At 42.9% G+C, this 21,613-nt stretch carries 17 protein-coding genes; 14 read left to right on the top strand and 3 right to left on the bottom strand.

What is annotated here, in order from left to right; genetic code table 11:
- Positions 1–70: 70 nt before the first annotated feature.
- A complete protein-coding gene (locus V7K15_RS19285) occupies positions 71–1,465 on the top strand; it encodes a hemolysin family protein (protein ID WP_334907732.1) in 1,395 nt (464 codons plus the stop codon).
- 323 nt (positions 1,466–1,788) lie between these two features.
- On the opposite strand, the gene queC is transcribed toward V7K15_RS19285, so the two are convergent.
- Complete coding sequence (gene queC, locus V7K15_RS19280; protein ID WP_334907730.1) at positions 1,789–2,466, bottom strand: 7-cyano-7-deazaguanine synthase QueC; 678 nt, start codon at positions 2,464–2,466, stop codon at positions 1,789–1,791.
- Positions 2,467–2,805: 339 nt separating this feature from the next.
- Here queC and V7K15_RS19275 point away from each other — a divergent pair, with 339 nt between their 5' ends.
- Positions 2,806–3,888, top strand: a complete 1,083-nt coding sequence (locus V7K15_RS19275) for a Gfo/Idh/MocA family oxidoreductase (RefSeq protein WP_334907728.1) — start codon at positions 2,806–2,808, stop codon at positions 3,886–3,888.
- 463 nt (positions 3,889–4,351) lie between these two features.
- Positions 4,352–6,937 carry a GAF domain-containing protein gene (locus tag V7K15_RS19270; protein ID WP_334907727.1) on the top strand — a complete coding sequence of 862 codons (2,586 nt, stop codon included), beginning with the start codon at positions 4,352–4,354 and terminating at the stop codon, positions 6,935–6,937.
- 297 nt (positions 6,938–7,234) lie between these two features.
- Here the strand turns inward: V7K15_RS19270 and V7K15_RS19265 are convergent, their stop codons facing one another.
- Positions 7,235–8,014, bottom strand: coding sequence for a hypothetical protein (locus V7K15_RS19265; RefSeq protein WP_334907725.1), 780 nt, complete (start codon positions 8,012–8,014; stop codon positions 7,235–7,237).
- Positions 8,015–8,544: 530 nt separating this feature from the next.
- Here V7K15_RS19265 and V7K15_RS19260 point away from each other — a divergent pair.
- The 11 genes from V7K15_RS19260 to V7K15_RS19210 all read left to right on the top strand — a co-directional run bounded on the left by V7K15_RS19260 (position 8,545) and on the right by V7K15_RS19210 (position 20,442).
- Positions 8,545–9,039 carry a DUF2231 domain-containing protein gene (locus V7K15_RS19260; protein WP_334907723.1) on the top strand — a complete coding sequence of 165 codons (495 nt, stop codon included), beginning with the start codon at positions 8,545–8,547 and terminating at the stop codon, positions 9,037–9,039.
- Complete coding sequence (locus V7K15_RS19255; RefSeq protein ID WP_334907721.1) at positions 9,036–9,641, top strand: DUF2231 domain-containing protein; 606 nt, start codon at positions 9,036–9,038, stop codon at positions 9,639–9,641. Before V7K15_RS19260 ends, V7K15_RS19255 begins: the two co-directional genes overlap by 4 nt.
- Positions 9,642–9,817: 176 nt before the next feature.
- Positions 9,818–10,732, top strand: coding sequence for a cytochrome c oxidase subunit II (locus V7K15_RS19250; protein ID WP_334907719.1), 915 nt, complete (start codon positions 9,818–9,820; stop codon positions 10,730–10,732).
- On the top strand, positions 10,722–12,377 hold the full coding sequence (ctaD, locus tag V7K15_RS19245; protein WP_334907717.1) for a cytochrome c oxidase subunit I: 1,656 nt from the start codon (positions 10,722–10,724) through the stop codon (positions 12,375–12,377). Before V7K15_RS19250 ends, ctaD begins: the two co-directional genes overlap by 11 nt.
- 145 nt (positions 12,378–12,522) lie before the next feature.
- Complete coding sequence (locus V7K15_RS19240; RefSeq protein ID WP_334907715.1) at positions 12,523–13,188, top strand: cytochrome c oxidase subunit 3; 666 nt, start codon at positions 12,523–12,525, stop codon at positions 13,186–13,188.
- A gap of 38 nt (positions 13,189–13,226) precedes the next feature.
- Entirely contained in the window at positions 13,227–13,472 is a 246-nt protein-coding gene (locus V7K15_RS19235) for a hypothetical protein (protein ID WP_334907713.1), read from the top strand.
- A gap of 54 nt (positions 13,473–13,526) precedes the next feature.
- Entirely contained in the window at positions 13,527–14,894 is a 1,368-nt protein-coding gene (locus V7K15_RS19230; protein WP_334907711.1) for an NAD(P)/FAD-dependent oxidoreductase, read from the top strand.
- Positions 14,895–15,430: 536 nt separating this feature from the next.
- On the top strand, positions 15,431–15,835 hold the full coding sequence (locus V7K15_RS19225; RefSeq protein ID WP_334907709.1) for a peptidoglycan-binding domain-containing protein: 405 nt from the start codon (positions 15,431–15,433) through the stop codon (positions 15,833–15,835).
- 467 nt (positions 15,836–16,302) lie between these two features.
- Positions 16,303–18,339: an NAD-dependent DNA ligase LigA gene (gene ligA / locus V7K15_RS19220; protein WP_334907707.1), complete on the top strand. Its 2,037-nt coding sequence runs from the start codon at positions 16,303–16,305 to the stop codon at positions 18,337–18,339.
- Between the two features lie 390 nt (positions 18,340–18,729).
- Positions 18,730–18,960, top strand: a complete 231-nt coding sequence (locus V7K15_RS19215) for a DUF6737 family protein (protein WP_334907705.1) — start codon at positions 18,730–18,732, stop codon at positions 18,958–18,960.
- A 270-nt stretch (positions 18,961–19,230) separates the two neighbouring features.
- A complete protein-coding gene (locus tag V7K15_RS19210; RefSeq protein WP_334907703.1) occupies positions 19,231–20,442 on the top strand; it encodes a sensor domain-containing diguanylate cyclase in 1,212 nt (403 codons plus the stop codon).
- A gap of 550 nt (positions 20,443–20,992) precedes the next feature.
- Here V7K15_RS19210 and V7K15_RS19205 read toward each other — a convergent pair.
- A complete protein-coding gene (locus tag V7K15_RS19205; RefSeq protein ID WP_334907700.1) occupies positions 20,993–21,214 on the bottom strand; it encodes a hypothetical protein in 222 nt (73 codons plus the stop codon).
- Between the last annotated feature and the right edge of the window lie 399 nt (positions 21,215–21,613).

Genomic DNA, 21,613 nt, shown 5'->3' with positions numbered 1-21,613 from the left:
GGTACTAAGTAATTTACCTAATCCCTAACACCTAAAATTTAATCCAAAATCCAAAATCCAAAATTCAAGAATGGAGGGCGTGAGTTTTACACGAGCTTTGGCGGTGAGTGGTTTTCCTAATTTAATTTGGACAGATGTGGCGCTGCGGTTGTTATCAGTGCTACTGCTGATTGCCATAAATGCCTTTTTTGTGACGGCGGAATTTTCGATGGTGAGTGTGCGGCGATCGCGTATTCACCAGCTAGTTAAGGCTGGGGATATTCCCGCGATCGCTGTGGATATGCTACAACGTAGTATTGACCGACTACTATCTACCACCCAGTTAGGGATTACCCTTTCTAGTTTGGCACTGGGATGGATTGGAGAAAGTACGATAGTCATGCTGGTGAATACCTGGTTAAAATCCTGGCCTTTACCTATTGGGATGACTACCTTCATCGCCCATTCCCTATCAATTCCCATCACCTTTTTCTTGATTGCCTATTTGCAAATTGTGATCGGAGAACTATGTCCCAAATCCTTAGCTATGCTCTACTCAGAACAGCTAGCTAGGTTTTTGGGGCCTTCGGTAAAAGCGATCGTGCGTTTTTTTGGCCCCTTCATCTGGATTCTCAACCAATCAACTCGTTGCTTATTGCGTGTTTTTGGCATCCAATACACAGGTCAAGGCTGGAGGCCGCCTGTGACTCCCGAAGAATTGCAATTGATTATCTCTACAGAATGGGGGTCTACTGGTTTACAGCGTTCAGAGCGAGAATTGCTCAATAATGTCTTTGAGTTTGGGAATGTTATGGCCCAAGATGTGATGATCCCCCGCACCAGTATTATCGCGCTGCCAAAAGATGCTACCTTCGGGACATTACTCAAAGAAATGGCTTCTACTGGTTATTCTCGCTATCCTGTGATTGGTGAATCTTTAGACGATGTACGCGGTATTGTTTATTTTAAAGATTTGGCACAACCTTTGGCTCTAGGAAAGCTAAGTTTAGAGACACAAATCCAACCTTGGATGCGTCCAGTTCGGTTTGTTCCAAAACACACATCCTTGAGTGAACTTTTGCCAATGATGCAGCAAGAGAAACCAGCTATGGTCATCGTAGTGAATGAATTTGGTGGTACTGTGGGGCTTGTGACAATTAAAGATGTCATTGCTGAAATCATTGGCGACGCCAGCGAACCTGAAAACAGTGACGACTTACTGATTCAGATGTTAGATAAGCAGAAATTTTTGGTGCAGGCACAAATCAACCTCGAAGACCTCAATGAGATTTTACATCTCAATTTGCCCTTAACAAGAGAATATCAAACACTAGGAGGCTTTTTGCTGTATCAGTTCCAGAAAATTCCTGCCAAAGGCGAAACCTTATGTTATCAAAATCTCGAATTCACTGTCGTGTCAATTGTTGGCCCACGCCTGCATCAAATTCAACTGCAACGGTTAGAAGAGTTAGGAGTTGAGAGTTAGGAGTTAAGAGTTAAGAGTAGGACTTACGCAAAATATCTCTCAAACTCTGATTTCTCTGTGTCCTCTGCGCCTCTGTGGTTCGTCATTCCACAAATTGTCCGTAACGTCCTAAGTTAACGTGAATTCGACGAACCTCTCCCTGCCTTGAATTAAAGTTCAAGTCTGTTCCTCTAGCCCGTCGGAGAGGGACGGTTTTACCTAGAAAAGCCAGGGAGAGGTCTTTTGATTCAGCTAATTAGACGAACACTATATAAGCCGTCGAATTCACGTTAAGTTATGAATTTTAACTCCAAACTCCAAACTCCAAACTCTTAACTCCTCACTCAAGAAGCATACGCCAGTGGATCAACGAGTCCCAATTCGGCAAAAGCTGCTAGCCGCAAGCGACAAGAATCACACACACCGCAAGCGACATTTCCATTGGCATAGCAAGACCAAGTTAGCTCCCAAGGAACTCCCAATTGGTTCCCTAGTTGGATGATTTCAGTTTTTTTCAAGTTGATCAAGGGTGCAACAATATTAATTGGTTGTCCCTCACGCCCTTGTTTGGTTCCCAGGCGAAATACTTCCTGCATTGCCTGGATATAGTCGGGGCGACAGTCAGGATATCCTGAGTAATCTAGGGCGTTGATACCGATATAGACACGCTCTGCTGCGATCGCTTCGGCGTAACCAAGAGCAAAGCTTAAGAAGATGGTATTACGAGCCGGAACATAGGTTACAGGAATATTTTGAGACATTTCATCCAGCGATCGCTCCTGGGGTAAATCAATTGCGTCATCGGTAAGTGCTGAACCGCCCCATTGTCGTAAATCAAAATTAACTACCTGATGTTTCACGATCCCAGCTTTTTGAGCGACAGCGAGGGCTGAGTCTAACTCTCGGCGGTGTCGCTGCTGGTAATCAAAGGAAATAGTATGACATTCACAGCCATCAGCCTGAGCTTTGTACAGAATTGTGGAAGAGTCCAATCCCCCAGATAACAGAATTACAGCTTTCATATCGGTTGCAAATTTTGGATTTCAAATCGCCAAATCACACCTTAACAAGATGCTAGGAAGCAATGCTAAAGAGAATTTACACTTAGGTCTTACTGAATTTTTTAAAGTTAATCAAAAGACATATATTTTTTGTAAAAAGTGTAAAATTTCAAGCAAACCCGAACTATCTATACAAAAGATATTTGGATTACGGGAACCGATCACAAACTTTGAAATTCTTCATAAACATAGGCTCTATGTTACCATCTGGATGGTTTTAGACGGATCGTAACTGGCTTTCGAGTATAAACGCCAACGGCCGTAGCGTCTCTAAATTTGGTGGTTGAGGAGAGAATAATAGTGCAAAATAGCATGTCAGTGGCAGAACCGAATCCATATACACAGCGTAACCAGCCACGACCGATCCGCATAGGCGTGATTGGAGTGGGTAACATGGGACAACATCACGCTCGCGTGCTGAGTTCAATGAAAGATGTGGAACTAGTCGGAGTGGCAGATATTAACGTTGAGCGAGGATTAGAAACTGCCAGTAAGTACAAGGTGCGTTTTTTTGAAGATTACTGTGACCTGCTACCCCTTGTGGAAGCAGTTTGTGTCGCTGTTCCCACCCGTCTGCACTATGCCGTGGGTATCAACTGTCTGTTAGCGGGAATTCATGTTTTGATTGAAAAACCGATCGCAGCCAGTATTTCTGAGGCAGAGTCTTTAGTAAATGCAGCAGCTGAGTCTGGGTGTATCCTGCAAGTGGGTCATATTGAGCGTTTCAACCCAGCTTTTAAAGAACTGAGCCAAGTGCTGAAAACAGAGGAATTGCTGGCGCTAGAAGCCCACAGGATGAGTCCTTACTCAGATCGGGCAAACGATGTTTCGGTTGTGCTGGATTTAATGATCCATGACATTGACCTACTTTTGGAATTAGCTGCTTCCCCAGTCACGAAATTGACTGCTAGCGGGACTCGCGCCCTGGACTCTGGTTATTTAGATTACGTAACCGCCACCTTGGGGTTTGCCAATGGTATAGTTGCTACTCTGACTGCCAGTAAAGTCACCCACCGAAAAATTCGCCGGATTGTCGCCCATTGCAAGAATTCATTTACTGAGGCAGATTTTCTCAAGAATGAAATTTTGATTCACCGACAAACGACTGCCAATTCTCTCACCGACCATCGACAAGTACTTTACAGGCAAGATGGTGTGATTGAAAAAGTCTACACCAGCAATGTTCAACCCCTGAGTGCAGAATTAGAACATTTTGTCAACTGTGTACACGGTGGCAATCAACCCTCAGTGGGTGGTGAACAAGCTCTCAAAGCCCTGAGACTGGCAAGTTTAATTGAGCAGATGGCGCTGGAAGATCGAGTTTGGAATCCATTAGACTGGCAATCGGAACCAAGAGTACAATCATTGACTCCGACAGCCTAGAAGAAGAGGGGACAACGGGGACAAGGTATAATTTTCTCCCCCTGTCTTTCCCTACTTGGGAAGCTACCCTGCACACACAAGTCTCTATTAACACAATTTACGGTTTATTGAATAGCCCAAAGAAACCTCACCCTGGTTCTGCTACGCAAAACCTGTCCCTCTCCTTGATAAGGAGAGGGATGTCCGTCAGGACAGGGTGAGGTTTTTGTTTTGTTTTGGGCAACTCTAGAAGACTTGTGTATAAAGGGTAGCAGGGGTTCTGAATCTGACTGCATCTGCACTCTGGTCAGACCACGCTTGTTAGTAATTGCCTTCCAACTTCTTCGATAGGATGACGCTAGCTAAACAAGCGATTAAACTATGGATAATATCAACCAATTAATTGTTGCTTTTAGCACCACTTACATAAATTTAATTTGATTGTTAAATCTAAAATCTCATCCTGCTATATAAAATACCAATTATGTCAGTGTATCAAGTAAGTTCTGGGGAGACCACCGATTTAATGATTGGTATTCACAACCAAGAAAACCTCGAATTACAAGCAAATTCTGCTCCTGTGGGTGCTCTTGCCAGAAGACAAGGAACCTTTTCTACGTTTCTTGCTCCCTTGACTCAGGATACTTTTAAACAGGTAGTTAGGGATGTCGAGCAAAAATTACAGATTGTCCATCAAACCCTATCAATGCTGGATTCTCAGGGGTTTGAAACTCTTCTGCAAGAAATGTTGCATTCGATTACCTTGAAAACCGGGGAATTACTGGGGGCAGATCGGACAACGATATTTTTATTGGATGAAGAAAAACAAGAACTTTGGTCAATTCTGGCTGAGGGGGAGGGCGATCGCTCTTTAGAAATTCGCATCCCCGCCAATAAAGGCATTGCTGGGGAAGTCGCCACCTTCAAGGAAGTTATCAATATTCCCTTTGATTTTTATAGTGATCCGCGATCGCATTTTGCCCAAGAACAAGAAAAAAGAACTGGCTATCGCACCTACACGATGCTAGCTTTGCCCCTCTTAAATGAACATGGGCAATTAGTTGCAGTAGTACAATTACTGAATAAATTAAAATCTGAGAATAAGCCCGATGCTCCACTTGCAGAGCGCATTGATACCAAAGGTTTTATCTATGCTGACGAGCAATTATTTCAAGAATTTGCTCCTTCGATTCGCCTAATTTTAGAATCCTCGCGCTCTTTTTATATAGCAACTCAAAAACAAAGAGCAGTGGCGGCGCTCATGAAAGCGATCAAGTCCCTCTCTCAAAGCAGTCTCGACTTAGAAGACACTCTCAAGCGGGTGATGGATGAAGCCAAAGAACTGATGAATGCCGATCGCAGTACACTATGGTTAATAGACCGCGATCGTAATGAATTATGGACGAAAATCACCCAGGACGATGGTTCAACTAAGGAGTTGCGAGTCCCCGTAGGTAAAGGCTTTGCTGGTCTAGTGGCGGTTTCTGGCAAAAAACTCAATATTGCCTTTGACTTGCACAACCATCCTGACTCGAAGACATCCAAAGAATTCGACCAGCAAAATGGCTATCGCACTTGTAGCTTACTTTGTATGCCAGTGTTTAACGGCGATGAACAACTAATTGGCGTTACCCAACTTGTAAATAAAAAGAAATCTGGTGATTTTCCTCCTTATAATCCAGCTGATTGGCCGAAAGCTCCCGACTGCTTCCAAGCTAGCTTTGACCGCAACGATGAAGAGTTCATGGAAGCTTTTAATATTCAAGCCGGAGTAGCACTACATAATGCCCAGTTGTTTGCCACAGTCAAGCAACAAGAACAAATGCAACGGGATATTCTGCGTAGTCTTTCCAATGGAGTGGTTTCCACTGATAAAACTGGATTAATTATTGCCGCCAATGAAAGCGCCAAGCGTTTGCTAGGACTGGAGCCAGAAGATCGGTTAGAAGGTAAATTAGTTACTGATGCGATCGCCATCAAAGAAGGTGACTTTAGCAAGTGGTATCAGGATGCTTTACACGCAGTTGATTTAAAAGGCCGCCAGCAATATTACCCCGATCGCACACTCATAAGTACTAGCATAAAACCGCACAGTATTAATTTATCGATTAACACAATTGCCGATGCTAGCGACCAAGCGCAAATTCGTGGGGCGCTAGTGGTGATGGAAGATATCAGTGATGAAAAGCGGCTCAAGAGTACGATGTACCGCTACATGACCCAGGAATTAGCCGAAGAATTGCTGAAATTGGATGATGCTAAACTAGGAGGCGATCGCAAAGAAGTTTCGATTTTATTTTCCGATATTCGCGGCTACACCACTTTAACGGAAACCTTGGAAGCAGAAGAAGTGGTGAGTATGCTCAATGAATATTTTGAATCAATGGTGGAGGCAGTCTTTAAACATAAAGGCACCCTTGACAAATACATCGGCGATGCCATCATGGCTGTGTTTGGTTCTCCCCTACCGTTGAAAGAACACGCTTGGATGGCAGTGCAAACAGCCTTAGAAATGCGCGTTCGGCTGCACGAATTTAATCTACGTCGCTACGCAGTTAATAAGCCCAAAATCAAGATCGGCATTGGCATCAATTCTGATACCGTGATTAGTGGGAATATTGGCTCTAGCAAGCGAATGGAATTTACCGCCATTGGCGATGGCGTTAATCTTGGCTCCCGATTAGAAAGTGTCAGTAAACAGTATGGTTGCGATATTATTATTAGCTATAACACTTTTAAACCATGCCAAGATAATATTTGGGCTAGGGAATTGGATTACATTCGTGTCAAGGGCAGAAATGAACCAGTAGCCATATATGAATTACTGGGTTTGCGTTCCAATCCGATTGAAAGCGAAAAATTGCAAGTGATTGAGCATTATCAGAAAGGGCGCGAGTATTACCTCAAGCAGGAGTTTTCTCTTGCAAGAGCTGAGTTTGCTAATGTTTTGGCAGCAGACAACCAGGACAAAGCTGCTATGTTGCATCTGTTGCGTTGTCAGCATTGGTTACAATCACCCCCAACAGAATCAGATTGGGATGAAGGAGTCTGGACATTTCTGGAAAAATAAGTCAAGTTCCTAAATTGACGGGTGAAGGATGGATGATAAGACTCGAAGGGTGCTGGCAACTCAGTAAAGAGTAGGAGCAATTACCACAGATATGATGAACAAATTAGTCGGATTCTCACCCCAGCCCTGTTGCACACATTCTTTCAGACGAGCGATCGCTACTCATTCGAGTTAACCAACCCACGATCTACAATCGCAATCCCCCAATTCAGAAACTTAACCAATAGTTTCTTAATCACAATCTGCTTTCGCCGGATCAACAATTATTAAATCTCTGCCTGATCATGCTCCCAATAATTATTCAGCAATCTGCTTTTTACGCTTCATTCTTAAGGCTAGTGCAATTGTAGCACCAATACCAAGGATGGTATTTGCTTCTGGAATTGCAACCTGAGTATTTATGGTTTCTGTTTTGCTAATATTAAGTAACATCTTTTCAGTGTTATCACTATAAAAATTATCATTAACAGCAAGGAACAAAAACTTGGCGTTGGTTGGAATCTGAAGGGTTATGTCGCTGAAGATACCGAAAATACCATCAAATAATGTTTTTTGACCGCACGTTCTACTAGGATCGCTTAAACTCATACCACTGCACATATAAGCATTTTTAGCAGAGTCGAAAGTAGAGTCTGAGTAGTAATTTGAGTCAAACAGGGTGCGAGAAGTCCAGGTTTTATCAGTGTAACCATATTTATTACTATCTTTTGAATTGAGACCAATAGCATCAACTACTCGCTTTTCAGCAGATGCAGATGCATCAACGAGTTTATCTGAAGCACTGAATACGCCAATCATGTCGCTCATGTTACCAGGGTTCCAAACACTGAAGTTAAATTCACCAGAGGTACTCAAATGGATGAAATCTCCACTTTGAAGACCATTATCTGACAGAGAGATCGCTTTAACGTCGCCAGCAATGGTCTTAACACCGTTGTAATCAGTTGTATCAGCATAAGTTCTTAAAAAAGTGTAGGCAGGGTCAATCTCGAAAGACGCCGCTTGAGCTTTAGTGGCAGATAAGATTTCCAGTCCTGCTAGGCTAGAAACCATTAAAATACTCCAAAAATTATTCATTTTCTTGCACTTATTGATTACTAATCAAGCTTAAGCAAGAAACTCTAATTTATGTATAAAGTAACATTAGTATTCGACAAACTTTAGATAAACTTTATCGCTTAAATTAATTTTTTCTTAAGTAGATTTACTATTTACTTACTATAAATAAATACCTTAATTGATGAATAAACAGTGAAACAGCACACGCTGATCTATGAGCGAATGCTGGCTGATATAATATGTCGGAGGTTGTCGGGTGTATTACTGTTGTTTACCCAAAGGACGAGGTGAGTGAATTCACTGCTGGAGAAAAGGATATCAGTATATATATAGATAGCGATCGCCCTTAGCAAGAAATAAGTAACTTATTTTTATGTAACTCATCCCTAAGGCAGTAGTTTCTTTGCGAACTTTTTAGATATCTCTGATTAGGAATTCTATATTATTAGATGTATTTGCAAAATTAAAAATCTTTAAACAGTCAATACTGAATTTGATTTTGACCAAAACAAGTAATCACAGCGCCTAGATATACCAAGGAAAAAGCGATGTCCGCCTTACCACTGAATAGTCAGAATCTACCATACCCTGACCCACTGCACCCGATCGTCGTTCATTTTGTGATTGCGATGGTGTTTTTTTCTTTCTTCTGCGATGTTGTCGGCTATTTCACTCGCAACGTGCGTTTATTTGAGGTAAGTTTCTGGAATATGTTTGTTGCGGCAATCGCAATTTTTCTAGCAGTGATATTTGGTCAGTTTGAAGCGGGTTTAGCAAACATTTACGTTTCTGTCCAGCCAACGGTGAATTATCATACCATTTTAGGTTGGTCACTTGCGGCTATTGTCGTGGCGATCGCAGCTTGGCGTTTTGTGATTCGCAACCGCAGCCCACACAAAGTACCACCTGCTTATCTGGGTGCCACAATGTTTTTAATTTGTCTGGTGTTCTTACAAGTGTATCTGGGGAGCAAGCTATTTTGGGTATACGGGCTACATGTCGAGCCAGTCGTTGAAGCGATGAAGAAGGGAGTATCACCATGAACTCGCAGCTCATTGAGCAGTTGGGATTGAAGTTGGGTGCTAACGGGCTACCCTACGAAATCCCAATGCATCCGCAACTGGTGCATCTGACACTGGGTTTATTCATCATCGCCGTCCTGTTTGATATAGCAGGCACATTCTTTCCTATAGAAAAACGGATTTTCAAATTTTTAGGTCTTCCTGCGATCCGTGCGGGTCTTTTCGATGTCGGGTGGTACAATCTGCTGGCGGCGGCAACGCTCACTTTTTTCACTGTTGCAGTGGGATTTTTTGAGCTACTGCTAGCAAACCCGCCAGTCAATGAAAAAAGTGCTTGGGGTTTGAGCGCCCCTTTGACAATGCTTTTGCATGGTTTGGGTGGCGTGTTCCTGTTGGGGATCATCGTGGCCATGACTGTGTGGAGAGGCTTACAGCGCTATCGCTGGCGCAAAAATTCATCAAGGCAGGTGCAGTGGAGTTACTTGTTACTAGGCATTGCGATATTAGGCATTTTATATGTTCACGGAACTTTGGGGGCGCAATTGGGAGAAGAGTTTGGAATTCACGTTACTGCTGCAAAATTACTCCAACAGGGTACAAATCCTGATTTGCTGCTTAAATAATCAAACCAGAAGCACTGAGGAACGTGGATTAAATAAAATGCAAAACTTCATTCTGTCTCTAGCTTCCCTCTCCTTTATAAGGAGAGGGATTGAGGGTGAGGTAAGCCAGGGACATAAATGTAAATTAAAAGTGCAATAGATGATGAGTGCGTATTGGACTTTGGACAAAAATTGCTATGTTTAGATTTTTAGAATATTTACTAATAGCTGGTTATATCGCAGTTTTGCTCGTTATTAGCCATTGGATTGGACAGCTAGCCTTCTCCTGGATGCCTCTTCAAGCCACCGCCGAAGCAAAAAAAGTAGATGATTTATTTAGCTTCTTAGTTTCAATTGGAGCTTTCATCTTGCTTGGGCTGGTTGGGATGATGTTGTATTCGGTACTTTTCTTTCGTGCATCAAAAGACGACTACAGCGAAGGACACCCTTCTAGGGGCGATGTGAGACTAGAAATTCTCTGGACAGCAACCCCGACTCTGCTGGTGTTGTGGATTGCTTTTCAAAGCTTCAATATTTATCAGCAATTAAATATTTTGGGTTTGGGACAAATCGTGCATTTGCATCTGCTCTCAGAATCAGCTAATGCTGCAATAGTGAGCGACGTTCCCAAACCTGCTTCTGAAACTATTAATGTTTTCGCTAAACAGTGGGAGTGGTCTTTCCGCTATCCAAATAATGTTAGCAGTAACGAATTACACCTAAAAGTAAATCGTAGCATCCGCTTGAATATGCACGCACAAGATGTAATCCACGGTTTCTACGTCCCTGAGTTCCGCTTAAAACAGGATATAATCCCCAAACGCGACATTGACATTGTGCTAACGCCGACTCGCACGGGAAAATATAAGCTGAAAGATTCTCAATTTAGCGGTACTTACTTTGCGTTGATGGAAGCAGATGTATACGTTGAATCTGTTGAAGCGTATAACCAGTGGCTCACCCAAACGGCTAGCGAACCAACGGCTATAAAAAATCAGGCAGTTGCTGAACATATTCAAGCAGCAAAGACATTATTTAAAAGCGGCTGGTACACTGTCGCACCCGATCAACCTGCTGTAGCTAATAAAAGGAAGGTAAGTAATGACACATGAATTCAGTGAAGCGATCGCGGAGGATAGAGAGCCTCTTGATAACTGGCGGCAATATTTCAGCTTCAGCACCGATCATAAGGTGATCGGTGTTCAATACATGGTGATGACCTTTATTTTCTTCCTGATTGGCGGGCTGTTGGCGATGATCATTCGTGCCGAACTGCTGACTCCCGAATCGAATCTGGTTGATCGCCCCCTTTACAACGGCTTGTTCACCATGCACGGGACAATCATGATTTTCCTGTGGATTATCCCCTTCAATGCCGGACTTTCTAACTACTTAGTGCCGTTAATGATTGGAGCGCGGGACATGGCGTTTCCTTTACTTAATGCCATCTCTTTTTGGATTCTGCCACCAGCAGGTATTTTGCTAATATCGAGCTTTTTGCTACCTAATGGGACTGCACAGGCAGGTTGGTGGTCTTATCCACCAGTCAGCCTGCAATTTCCCCTCGGACAAGTAATTAACGGTGAATTCATTTGGATCGTCAGTCTAATATTGATTGGCATCTCTTCGATCATGGGGGCTGTCAATTTTGTGACTACAATCTTTTGGATGCGGGCACCAGGGATGACGTTTTTTCGGATGCCTGTGTTTGTTTGGTCAGTTCTCAGCGCCCAGTTGTTGCAGTTGATTAACTTACCAGCCTTGACAGGTGCATTAATACTGCTGTTGTTTGACCTCGCTTTCGGTACGCAATTCTTCAAACCAGAAGAAGGTGGCGATCCGATCATTTACCAGCATTTATTCTGGTTCTATTCTCACCCGGCAGTTTATATCATGGCACTACCAGCCTTCGGTATTATTGCGGAGATTCTGCCAGCTTTTTCCCGGAATCCTTTGTTTGGTTATCGGTCAGTTGCGATCGCTACTTTAGGTATTGCTTTTCTTAGCATCTTCGTTTGGGTGCATCATATGTTCACCAGTGCTACCCCTGGCTGGATGCGGATGACTTTTATGTTTAGTTCGATGCTGATTGCCATACCGACTGGTGTGAAGGCATTTGCTTGGACTGCCACTATCTGGAAAAGCAAGCTGCATTTAGAAACACCAATGCTATTTGCGATGGGAGCAGCAGCCATGTTTATTTTCGGTGGCGTTACTGGTGTGATGCTGGCTGCAACGCCCTTTGATATTCACGTCAACAACACCTATTTTGTAGTCGGTCACTTCCATTACATCGTCTTCAACACGATCACGATGGCAATCTTCGCAGCCATTTATTTCTGGTTTCCCAAAATAACTGGAAGGATGTACGCTGAAGGTTGGGGCAAGCTGCATTTTTGGCTGACTTTTATCCCTGCCAATATTACCTTCTTCTCCATGCACCCATTAGGTTTGCAAGGGATGTTGCGCCGAGTCTCTTCCTACGATCCACGGTATCAAGGATGGAACGTCATCGCTAGTTTAGCCGCATTCTTGCTGGGAGTATCTACTCTGCCCTTTATTGCCAATATTGTTGGTTCTTGGCTATACGGTCCAAGGGCGGTTGATAATCCTTGGCACGCTACTGGATTGGAATGGACAACCTCCTCACCACCTCCACGAGATAACTTTGTCGAGATTCCGGTTGTGACAAGACCCCCCTACGACTATGGCGATCCCAAATACTCAATAATAAAAAATTCTAATAACGGTGAGTAAGGAGTTATATCATGTCCGCCAGATTACCCATAATAAAAGAACCCCACCCCCAACCCCTCCCCGCCGGCGGGGAGGGGAGACAAAGCATAGCTTTGGCGGGGTGGGGTTCTTCGGGTTTAATAAGCAATCAAGCGGACATGATATTATGCAACCTCGCCCCATTCATCTAGATGAAAGTCCGATCCGTTTTGAAAAGTGGCTCCTACGCCTACCAAATTGGTTGCAGCGCTTCCTGCCAAGTGGTGGTGGGAGTCATGAAGATCATCATGGTAAAGGAATGTTCGGGTTTACCGTCTTTCTGCTATCAGAGAGCATCATCTTTTTGAGTTTTATTTTTACTTATGTTGCTCTGCGACTGAATACTACTAACTGGCTACCACGCGGTATTTCTGGGCCAGAATTGTCTACCCTTGTAATTATTAATACGGTAGTATTACTTTCTAGTAGCTTTGTTATTCAACCAGCAGAAAATGCTCTCAAGCGTAATCATCTCACTAAATTTCGCTGGCTATGGCTGATGACGATCGCAATGGGAATCTACTTCCTAATTGGTCTATTAATTGAGTGGAAAAATCTCGATTTTAAGCTGACTACAGGATTAGTTGGTTCCACATTTTACTTACTAACAGGTTTCCACGGTTTACACGTTCTGGCTGGTGTTGTGCTTCAGATAATTATGCTGATTCGCTCATTTATTCCAGGCAATTATAATCAGACTCACTTCGGTACAAGTGCAACCACATTATTTTGGCACTTTGTTGATGTAGTTTGGGTTTTCCTTTTCTCGCTTCTCTATCTTTGGCGGGCATAAAAATCTTCAGTTCACCAAGCATTTTCAGGAGTAACTTTATGAATTTATTCATCCAAGAAATACCAGCGTCAGAACGCGCCCCAAAAACAGTTCAAGAAACTGCACCACCAGGAAAAGACCCACTAATTGCACATGATTTACAAAAAGAGCAATATATTGGCATTATCGGGCTAGCGATCGCCTTGGTTGCTGCTGTAGGATTTTTTAGTCGGAGAGTTGAATACGCGATTGGATTGGCTGTGATCCTCAGCGTTAGTTTGATTGCTTTGTTTTTATTCCTATAAGAGAAGCTCTGATTAATTGAACATCCTGATTTCACAATATTTGCAAGGGATTATATGAACACCCCAGTTTATCAAACTGTGATTGTCGGTGGTGGGTTTGCAGGGCTATTTACAGCCTTGCACTTAGCTCACGAAAATTATCCTCGCTCTGTGATCTTGATTGATAAAGACGAGCGCTTTTGCTTTAAGCCGTTACTCTATGAATATTTCGATGGCGAGATGGATACCTTGCAAGTAGTCCCACGTTTTTCGGAATTACTTAAAGGTAGTGGTGTGATCTTTGTTCAAGATACAGTGCAATCGATAGACTTGGATCAAAAGGCAGTCAAATTAACTTCGGGAAACTCCTACAATTACAGCAACTTAGTATTAGCTTTGGGCAGCGTTACTGCCTATCATCAAATTGAGGGAGCCAAAGAAAATGCCTTTCCTTTCTGGACGCAAGAAGATGCGATCGCTCTGGATCGGCATTTACGCGATCGTCTACAACAAGCAGTGCAAACTGAAGATTTAGAACAACGCCGAAAACTGTTAACAGTAATCGTGGTTGGTGGTGGTGCTTCCGGCGTAGAAATGGCAGCAACTTTAGCTGATTTCCTCCCACATTGGTATAGCGCTTTGGGAGGCAATAAGAGTGAAATTCGCGTGGTACTGCTCAATCCCGGTAAAGAAATTCTTAATGGTGATATTAATGACCCCTTACGTGAAATTGCTGAACGGGAATTGCAGAAACGCGCTGTGCCAATTGAAATACTCACCGGAGCAGAAGCCACTGCTATCCATCCCAATGCAATTGAATATAAGCGCAATGAGCAAGTCGAGACATTAGCAACATATACTACAATTTGGACAGCTGGGACTTCTACCCATCCACTGATTAAAGACTTGGCAATTTCCAAAGAACATCGAGATCATCGCGATCGCCTCCTAGTTACTCCAACGATGCAATTGCTCGACTTTCCAGAAGTTTTTGCAGGTGGTGATTGTGCGGCAGTTCAGGAGAATTCCCTACCATCTACAGCTCAAGTAGCCTATCAACAAGGGGCTAATATTGCTAGTAATTTGAAAGCATTAGCGTTAGGAGAAGACACCAAACCGGCTCAGGTTAACATCCGTGGAACTCTCTTGAAATTGGGGATAAATGACGCTGCTGCTAACTTATTCAATGTTTTTGAAGTTGCAGGCGAACCCGCGCATTTAATCCGTCAAGCCACTTATTTAACGTTATTGCCAACACCAACTCATGATTTTAAAGCCACAACTGAATGGGTGGATGAGAAAATTTTTCATCACCACCTCAACCCTCAAGATATAGGCAAAAAAGTGGTGCAAGCGGTGGAATTAGTTGGTGCTGGAGTTATGGGCGTTTTAGTTGCCAGAAAATTATTGAAAATGTTAGGCGATGAACAGAAAAGGGACTAGTACAGCACGGCCTAAATCCAGCTACCATCTCAATTAACCAGACAAGTAGGGGCAATTCATGTAGCTTTAGCTGACCGCAGGGTATTGCCCCTACTCAACCAACTTGTTAAAGATAGGCAAACTTCTACCACAGTGTACTAATACCGCAAGGCGAAATTCAAAATTCAAAATTGCGACACAATTATAAATGAATTAGTCATGCTTTCGTCACAATATTGCCATAGCTCTGTCAATATAACGTGTAATGCTAAAGCTCAGGGTTAAAAATAAGTAAGTAGGTGAGAATAAATAAAAGTAAGTTAAGTAATGTAAAAATTCTTGAGATTATTTTGTAGTGAGGGCTGAAGCCCTCATTTGGGGAGTAAAGTCCTCACTACAAACCTTTAATTATTTACGCCGCTCTACTTAGGCTCACTCTATACAAAACCCACACATCAGAGTCTACAGAGAAGAATCACTATAAGCCACTAACCCTTATTAGGATGACTCTTCTAATCAACATTGTCAGAATTCTCATAGTTAGAAGGAACAAAAAGATGAATTGGAAAGTACTTGCTTTGCTCCCCGCCTTGGCTTTAGCTACTGCTATGCCTGCTTACTCTTTAACCAATAATAAAAGTCACAATCCGACTACTGCTTCCGACGTTGCTCAAAATATGCAGCAGGGCAACACCATGAAAAAGCCTAATGCTATGCAAAAGGTTCATGCCAAGCAGAGGTCTAATAGTATGGCAAACCATAGTGACGTACTAAGAGTCGGTAGCAGAGGAGAGGCAGTCAAAACTGCTCAGAGTTCTTTAAAGCAGCAAGGATTCTATACTGGAAATGTGGATGGTGTATTTGATCGCAACACACGTTCAGCCGTGATGAAATTTCAGAAATCTAAAGGCTTAAGAGCAGACGGAATAATTGGACACCGGACTTTGGCATCTATGAAATAAAATGGTTTCAGCTTCTTGACTAAATTTTAGATTTTAAATATTGGATTTTGAATCTTCTCTACGAGAGGCTCCGCCAACAATCCAAAATCCAATATTTAAAAAAGCAAGCTACGCGCAGCCTCTGGTAGAGAAGAGTTGGACGCATTCGCGCAGCGTCTCGTAGAGAAGGAATAAGAGTTTCAGAGAGTTATTGTGTAAGTCCTATATAAGAAAAAATTATTTGTTAAGTTTGCCTAAAGTACCTCTGTTAATGGCAAACTGATTGGCCAAACCCAATTTTTATATGAAGTAGCTTGACCGGACGACAGTTAGTAGCGGCGATGCAAACAAAACCTGCAAAAGCAGCCTTGATCATCTTTACAGCTGTTTTCATTTATTTGAACCACACTACTCCCCGTCTCAGTTGTGGTCTATTTACCTGAAAACAGCTGTAAATTGTATTGGCTAGGTATTTTGTAATAAGTCTAATGACACAGATTAAGCCGGAAGTAAAGCGCACAGAAGAATTGCGCCAGTTATTGCAACAAGCCAGCTATGCTTATTACGTTTTAGATACTCCAATCATGGAGGATGCAGTCTATGACCAACTATATCGAGAATTGCAACAACTGGAAATTCAATATCCAGAGTTGACGGCACCCGATAGTCCGACTCAGCGCGTAGGTGAGCTTAAGCATACGCAGTTTACCTCGGTGCGGCATAATATCCCCTTGTACAGTCTGGAAAATGCCTTTAATATCGATGAGTTGCAAGGGTGGGATCAGCGTTGGCGGCGACAAGTAGCTAAAGTAGACTCAGTGGAATATGTCGCTGAACTCAAAATTGATGGTTCTGCTTTGGCTCTTACCTACCAAGATGGCATTCTAGTTAGGGGGACAACTAGGGGTGATGGAGTGATGGGTGAAGATATTACCCAAAATGTGCGGACAATTCGCTCAATTCCCTTGCGTTTGAATTTTGAAGGGTTAGAAATTCTGGAAAGGGTGGAAGTGCGAGGTGAGGCGTTTTTGCCGTTGGAAGTATTTAAACAAATCAACGAGGAAAGGCTAAAAGCAGGTGAGCAATTATTTGCCAATCCTCGTAATGCCGCAGCTGGTACACTCAGGCAACTAGACTCCCGCATTGTCGCTAAACGGCGGTTAGATTTCTTTGGCTACACTTTGCACATTCCTGGTAGAGATGACACCAGTATTGCCAATACCCAATGGGAAGCCTTGGAGTTGTTGAAAAAGATGGGTTTTCCAGTGAACCCCAACCACAAACTGTGTGCCTCGATCGCAGAAGTGGCAGAATATTATGAATACTGGGATACGGAACGGCTGAATTTACCCTATATGACTGATGGGGTAGTAGTGAAGCTGAATTCTTTTAAACTTCAGGAACAGCTAGGGTTTACCCAGAAATTCCCCCGGTGGGCGATCGCTTTGAAATACGCAGCCGAAGAAGCGCCTACCCGTGTGGAAAATATCGCTGTGAATGTGGGACGAACGGGGGCGTTAACACCGTTAGCCGAGATGCGCCCTGTGCAACTGGCGGGAACAACAGTTTCCCGCGCAACTTTACATAATAGCGATCGCATTGCTCAATTAGACATCCGCATTGGCGATACTGTGATTGTCCGCAAAGCTGGGGAAATCATCCCAGAAGTGGTGAGGGTATTAAAAGAACTCCGTCCCACTGACACCGAACCCTTTATTATGCCCAGCCATTGTCCAGTTTGCGGTCAACCTGTGGTGCGAGAATCAGGTGAGGCGGTGACTCGCTGCGTCAATGCTTCCTGTGCCGCGATTCTTAAAGGTTCCATTGAACATTGGGTAAGTCGTGATGCCTTGGATATTAAAGGCATCGGGGAAAAGTTAGTGTATCAATTCGTTGATAAAGGTTTGGTGCATTCCGTTGCGGATTTATATGAGTTGACAGCAGAGAAGCTATCTGCATTGGAAAGGATGGGGAAAAAGTCGGCAGAGAAATTGGTTGATGCGATCGCACAATCGAAAAATCAACCTTGGTCAAGGGTATTGTATGGTTTAGGTATCCGTCACGTTGGCAGTGTGAATGCCCAATTGTTGACTCAGAAATACTTCACTGTAGACCAGTTAGCTACAGCAAAGCAATCAGATATTGAAGGAATTTACGGTATCGGTGCTGAAATTGCCCAATCTGTCTATCAGTGGTTTCGGATTGATGCCAACCAAATGTTAATAGAACGCTTGCAAGCAGAAGGATTGCAATTAGCTGCCACAGAGGAAACAAAAACAGTTGGTGATGCTAATCAAAAGTTTGCAGGTAAAACTTTTGTAATTACGGGAATATTGCCAACCTTAAAGCGAGATGATGCGAAAGCTTTGATTCAAAAAGCTGGGGGAAAACTGACTGATTCAGTAAGTAAAAAAACAGATTATTTAGTGTTAGGAGAAGATGCTGGTTCTAAATTAGAAAAAGCCTTATCCTTGGGAATTCCGCAGTTAAGTGAGGTGCAATTGTTGGAGATGCTTGAGAATTGATAAAATAATTTTTAATTCGTAACTACTTGATCTGTTGCAGAACCATTGGTCGATCTCCAGAAATTAAATATGCGTTACCCAGAACCCTTGTAGAGACGTAGCAGTGCTACGTCAAAACAATTCTTTTTCACTCCTATGTCTATTGGTCGAGATCCAAAGTCTGCTGTGGCAAATTTATAACCAAGCACAATACGACTTAGTAATTGATTATTGACAAGAACCCATTCTACCCTTGTCAGCATTTATAATTTTGCAGTGGAAGTTTTGTTTTGTATATATCGCAGTTGATACGTTTACCACTAAATACAGGTTTTACCTCGCTTTTTGTGTTGTAAATTGGTAATTTATCACCGTCTAAAGCGCTAGTTAAGCAAAATTTGGAGTTTATCAATGTCTGAACAAAAGTCCGTAAGTCCCTGGAATTACAAACCTTGGTGGTGTCAGCCCTGGTCTATAGTTCTCACAGGTGTAACACTGATTGCTGGTAGCTGGTTACTATTTAAAACTATCTGGCTAACAGTTCTCGTTTCCATCCCTGTAGTCACCTGGATGGGATTTTTTGTGTTGTTTTGGCCGCAACTAATGATTCGCAGTGGGATTTTGGAGTCATATAAAGACTAATTCGAGCCTGAGCTGATACTGGAAATTGCTCCAGGTAGAGAACAGACGGGAAGGAAAAGTTGCCAGGGACGGCTTCCAACCCTGGCAACTTCTGTACATCTATGCAAAATAGCAGGATCAAAAATGTCAAGTTGTGACGAAGAACTCTGCCAGTATAATAAGCTTTGATAATTTTTCGCATATACTGATAATTTCCAACCTGAATTAGGGCAAAAGAGCTTGTAAGCATCTATATAGTCAGGGAATTTCTCCAGTGAAAGTTAGGGTGATATGAACAACAGAGCAAACCAAAGGCATGAAGAACATCATGCAATACAATATTTCTGTATATTCAACCGAATGTTGATTTTTATTGCAGAGATGTTTGTATCACGCAGCCTTGATGCTGGAAAGGTAATCAGGTGGTTATTGCAAAATTTCCAGCATACCAGACTTCCCTGGCTAAGGCTCAGACACTCATCTGTGAAAACGCCAGCTGTTGCTTTACTTGAAAATGAACCAGAAAGGCTCAAAGCATTGGCAGAGTACAATATTCTGGATACTCTACCGGAACAAGCATTTGATGATCTAACTGCTCTGGCTGCCTACATTTGTAAGACTCCAATTGCTTTAATTAGCTTAGTAGATAGCGATCGCCAATGGTTTAAATCTAAGGTAGGACTAAAAGCTAGGGAAACACCCAGAGAGTTGGGTTTTTGTGCCCATGCGATTCTTCAACCAGACGATATATTAGTGGTTCCCAACGCGCTCAAGGACGATCGCTTTAATAACAATCCCCTAGTCAAAGGTAATCCCAAAATTCGTTTTTATGCTGGTGCTGTACTAGTTACATCCAAGGGTTTTCCCATCGGAACGTTGTGTGTGATCGATACCATTCCTCGTCTTTTAAGTTACCAGCAGTTGGATGCACTGCGTCGCCTAACTCGGCAAGCGATCGCTCAGATGGAACTCATTCAGGAAGTTCGCAACCGTAAACAAGCAGAGATGGAAGTAAGGCAGTTATCGCTGACCGATGAACTAACAGGTTTGCATAACCGACGTGGTTTCTTTTTGTTGGCTGAACAACAGTTAAAAATTGTTCACTGCATGAAAGTTTTTTGCTGGGTGATCTTCATTGATTTAGATGGGCTAAAACTGATTAACGACACCCTTGGTCACGACATGGGAGATGCCTTGATTGTTGATGCTGCTCAATTACTCAAGCAAAGTTTTCCGAACCCGGATATTGTTGCCCGCCTGGGTGGAGATGAGTTCATTGTTTTCATCTCCAGCTACTTTCAGGACGCTGATAGCATTCAAGTGTGTCTGCAAGCAAATATCGCCAACTTTAACCAACAGCAAAACCGCAGCTATGAACTTTCGATGAGTATGGGGATAGAGCGTTATTCACCAGAAAGCAATATGTCACTAGAAGAACTAATCGCCAAGTCTGATGAATTAATGTACGCTCATAAGCGTCTCAAGCAGCAATCTATTGCATGAAGAGGGCGAGAAAACTCGGTTTGAAAACTCCAATCGGATCAGACGAAAGTTGAAATTAAATAATAAAGAAATCTCCAAGATGCGTGGCATTGCTGGATTTACAGCAGGTTTCAAGTATTTGAACCACATCTGTGGTAGCGACACAGCATTACTCATTGGTGTCAACTTAAGCCAAAACTCCTTTAAAACCTCGTTTCTAGCCTCTGGCTCTTAATGCTCCTCATTGCGGATCTGCTGCAAATCTTGAGGCGGAGCCTCACATAGGCATTAAGAGTCAGAGACTGGGAACGAGACAACCACATCTGTCGTAGGGGCACAGCAATGCTCATACGTGTCAACTTCAGAAAAAATCTGCTTTGAGAAGACGTTTTGCCCTCATCCCCTAACCCCGAATCCCAAATTGGGAGAAGGGGAACTAGAGAATTTGCTCCCCTCTACCAAAATTGGTAGAGGGGGTGAAGGTCAAACCTCGAAAGCTTGCCAAGCCTAACTTCTACGTTAAGTTGAGACCAATGAGCTTTTTCTGTGCCCCTACCGCTTTGGTCTAGATTTATAAAAAAGCTTTCTGGTGGCAATCAACATATTGCTGAAGTTCTTGTCGCCAAGAAAAATCATTAGATGAAATCGGATTCAGAAACTTTTTTATCAGCTGACGGGCAACATCGACTTGTCCGACTTTTGCATAAAGTCGGACAAGTCGCTCAATTGGTTGGATAAGGTAGACGTTAGGTTTCTTTTGATTATTGAGAACATTTACAGCCCGTTCGAGCATTTTTATTGCTTCTTCAGGGCGATCGCGGTCGAAGTAAGCTTTAGCAAGTTGAGATGCTTGATCTAAAAATAATTCTGGCGCTCCGTAGCTATACTCTAAATCAACCGCTTGCTGGGCAATGGATAAATTACCCAGTTGTAACGCTGTAACTACTAGATTGCCAATGCTTGCGTCTTTGTAAGCATCCTGAGAATTTTCCTGGAGCGTTTTCCAGGCTGCTTCGACTTGATTGGCATTCAGAAACTGTTGCGAGATTGAGGACAGTATACCGTTGGCACTAACAGCTCAGTGACCATCGTAGACATCGGGTTGAGTCGATGGGGGATATTATTCCCCGCACCTCTCAGTTAGATCCGGACGTGCCCATTTCTGTGCATCCGGCTCCCGATGTTCTCAGCT

It is taken from the genome of Nostoc sp., from assembly GCF_036919815.1.
In the GTDB taxonomy this organism is placed as follows: Bacteria; Cyanobacteriota; Cyanobacteriia; order Cyanobacteriales; family Nostocaceae; genus Nostoc.
This window is presented reverse-complemented; position numbering and strand designations above follow the sequence as displayed.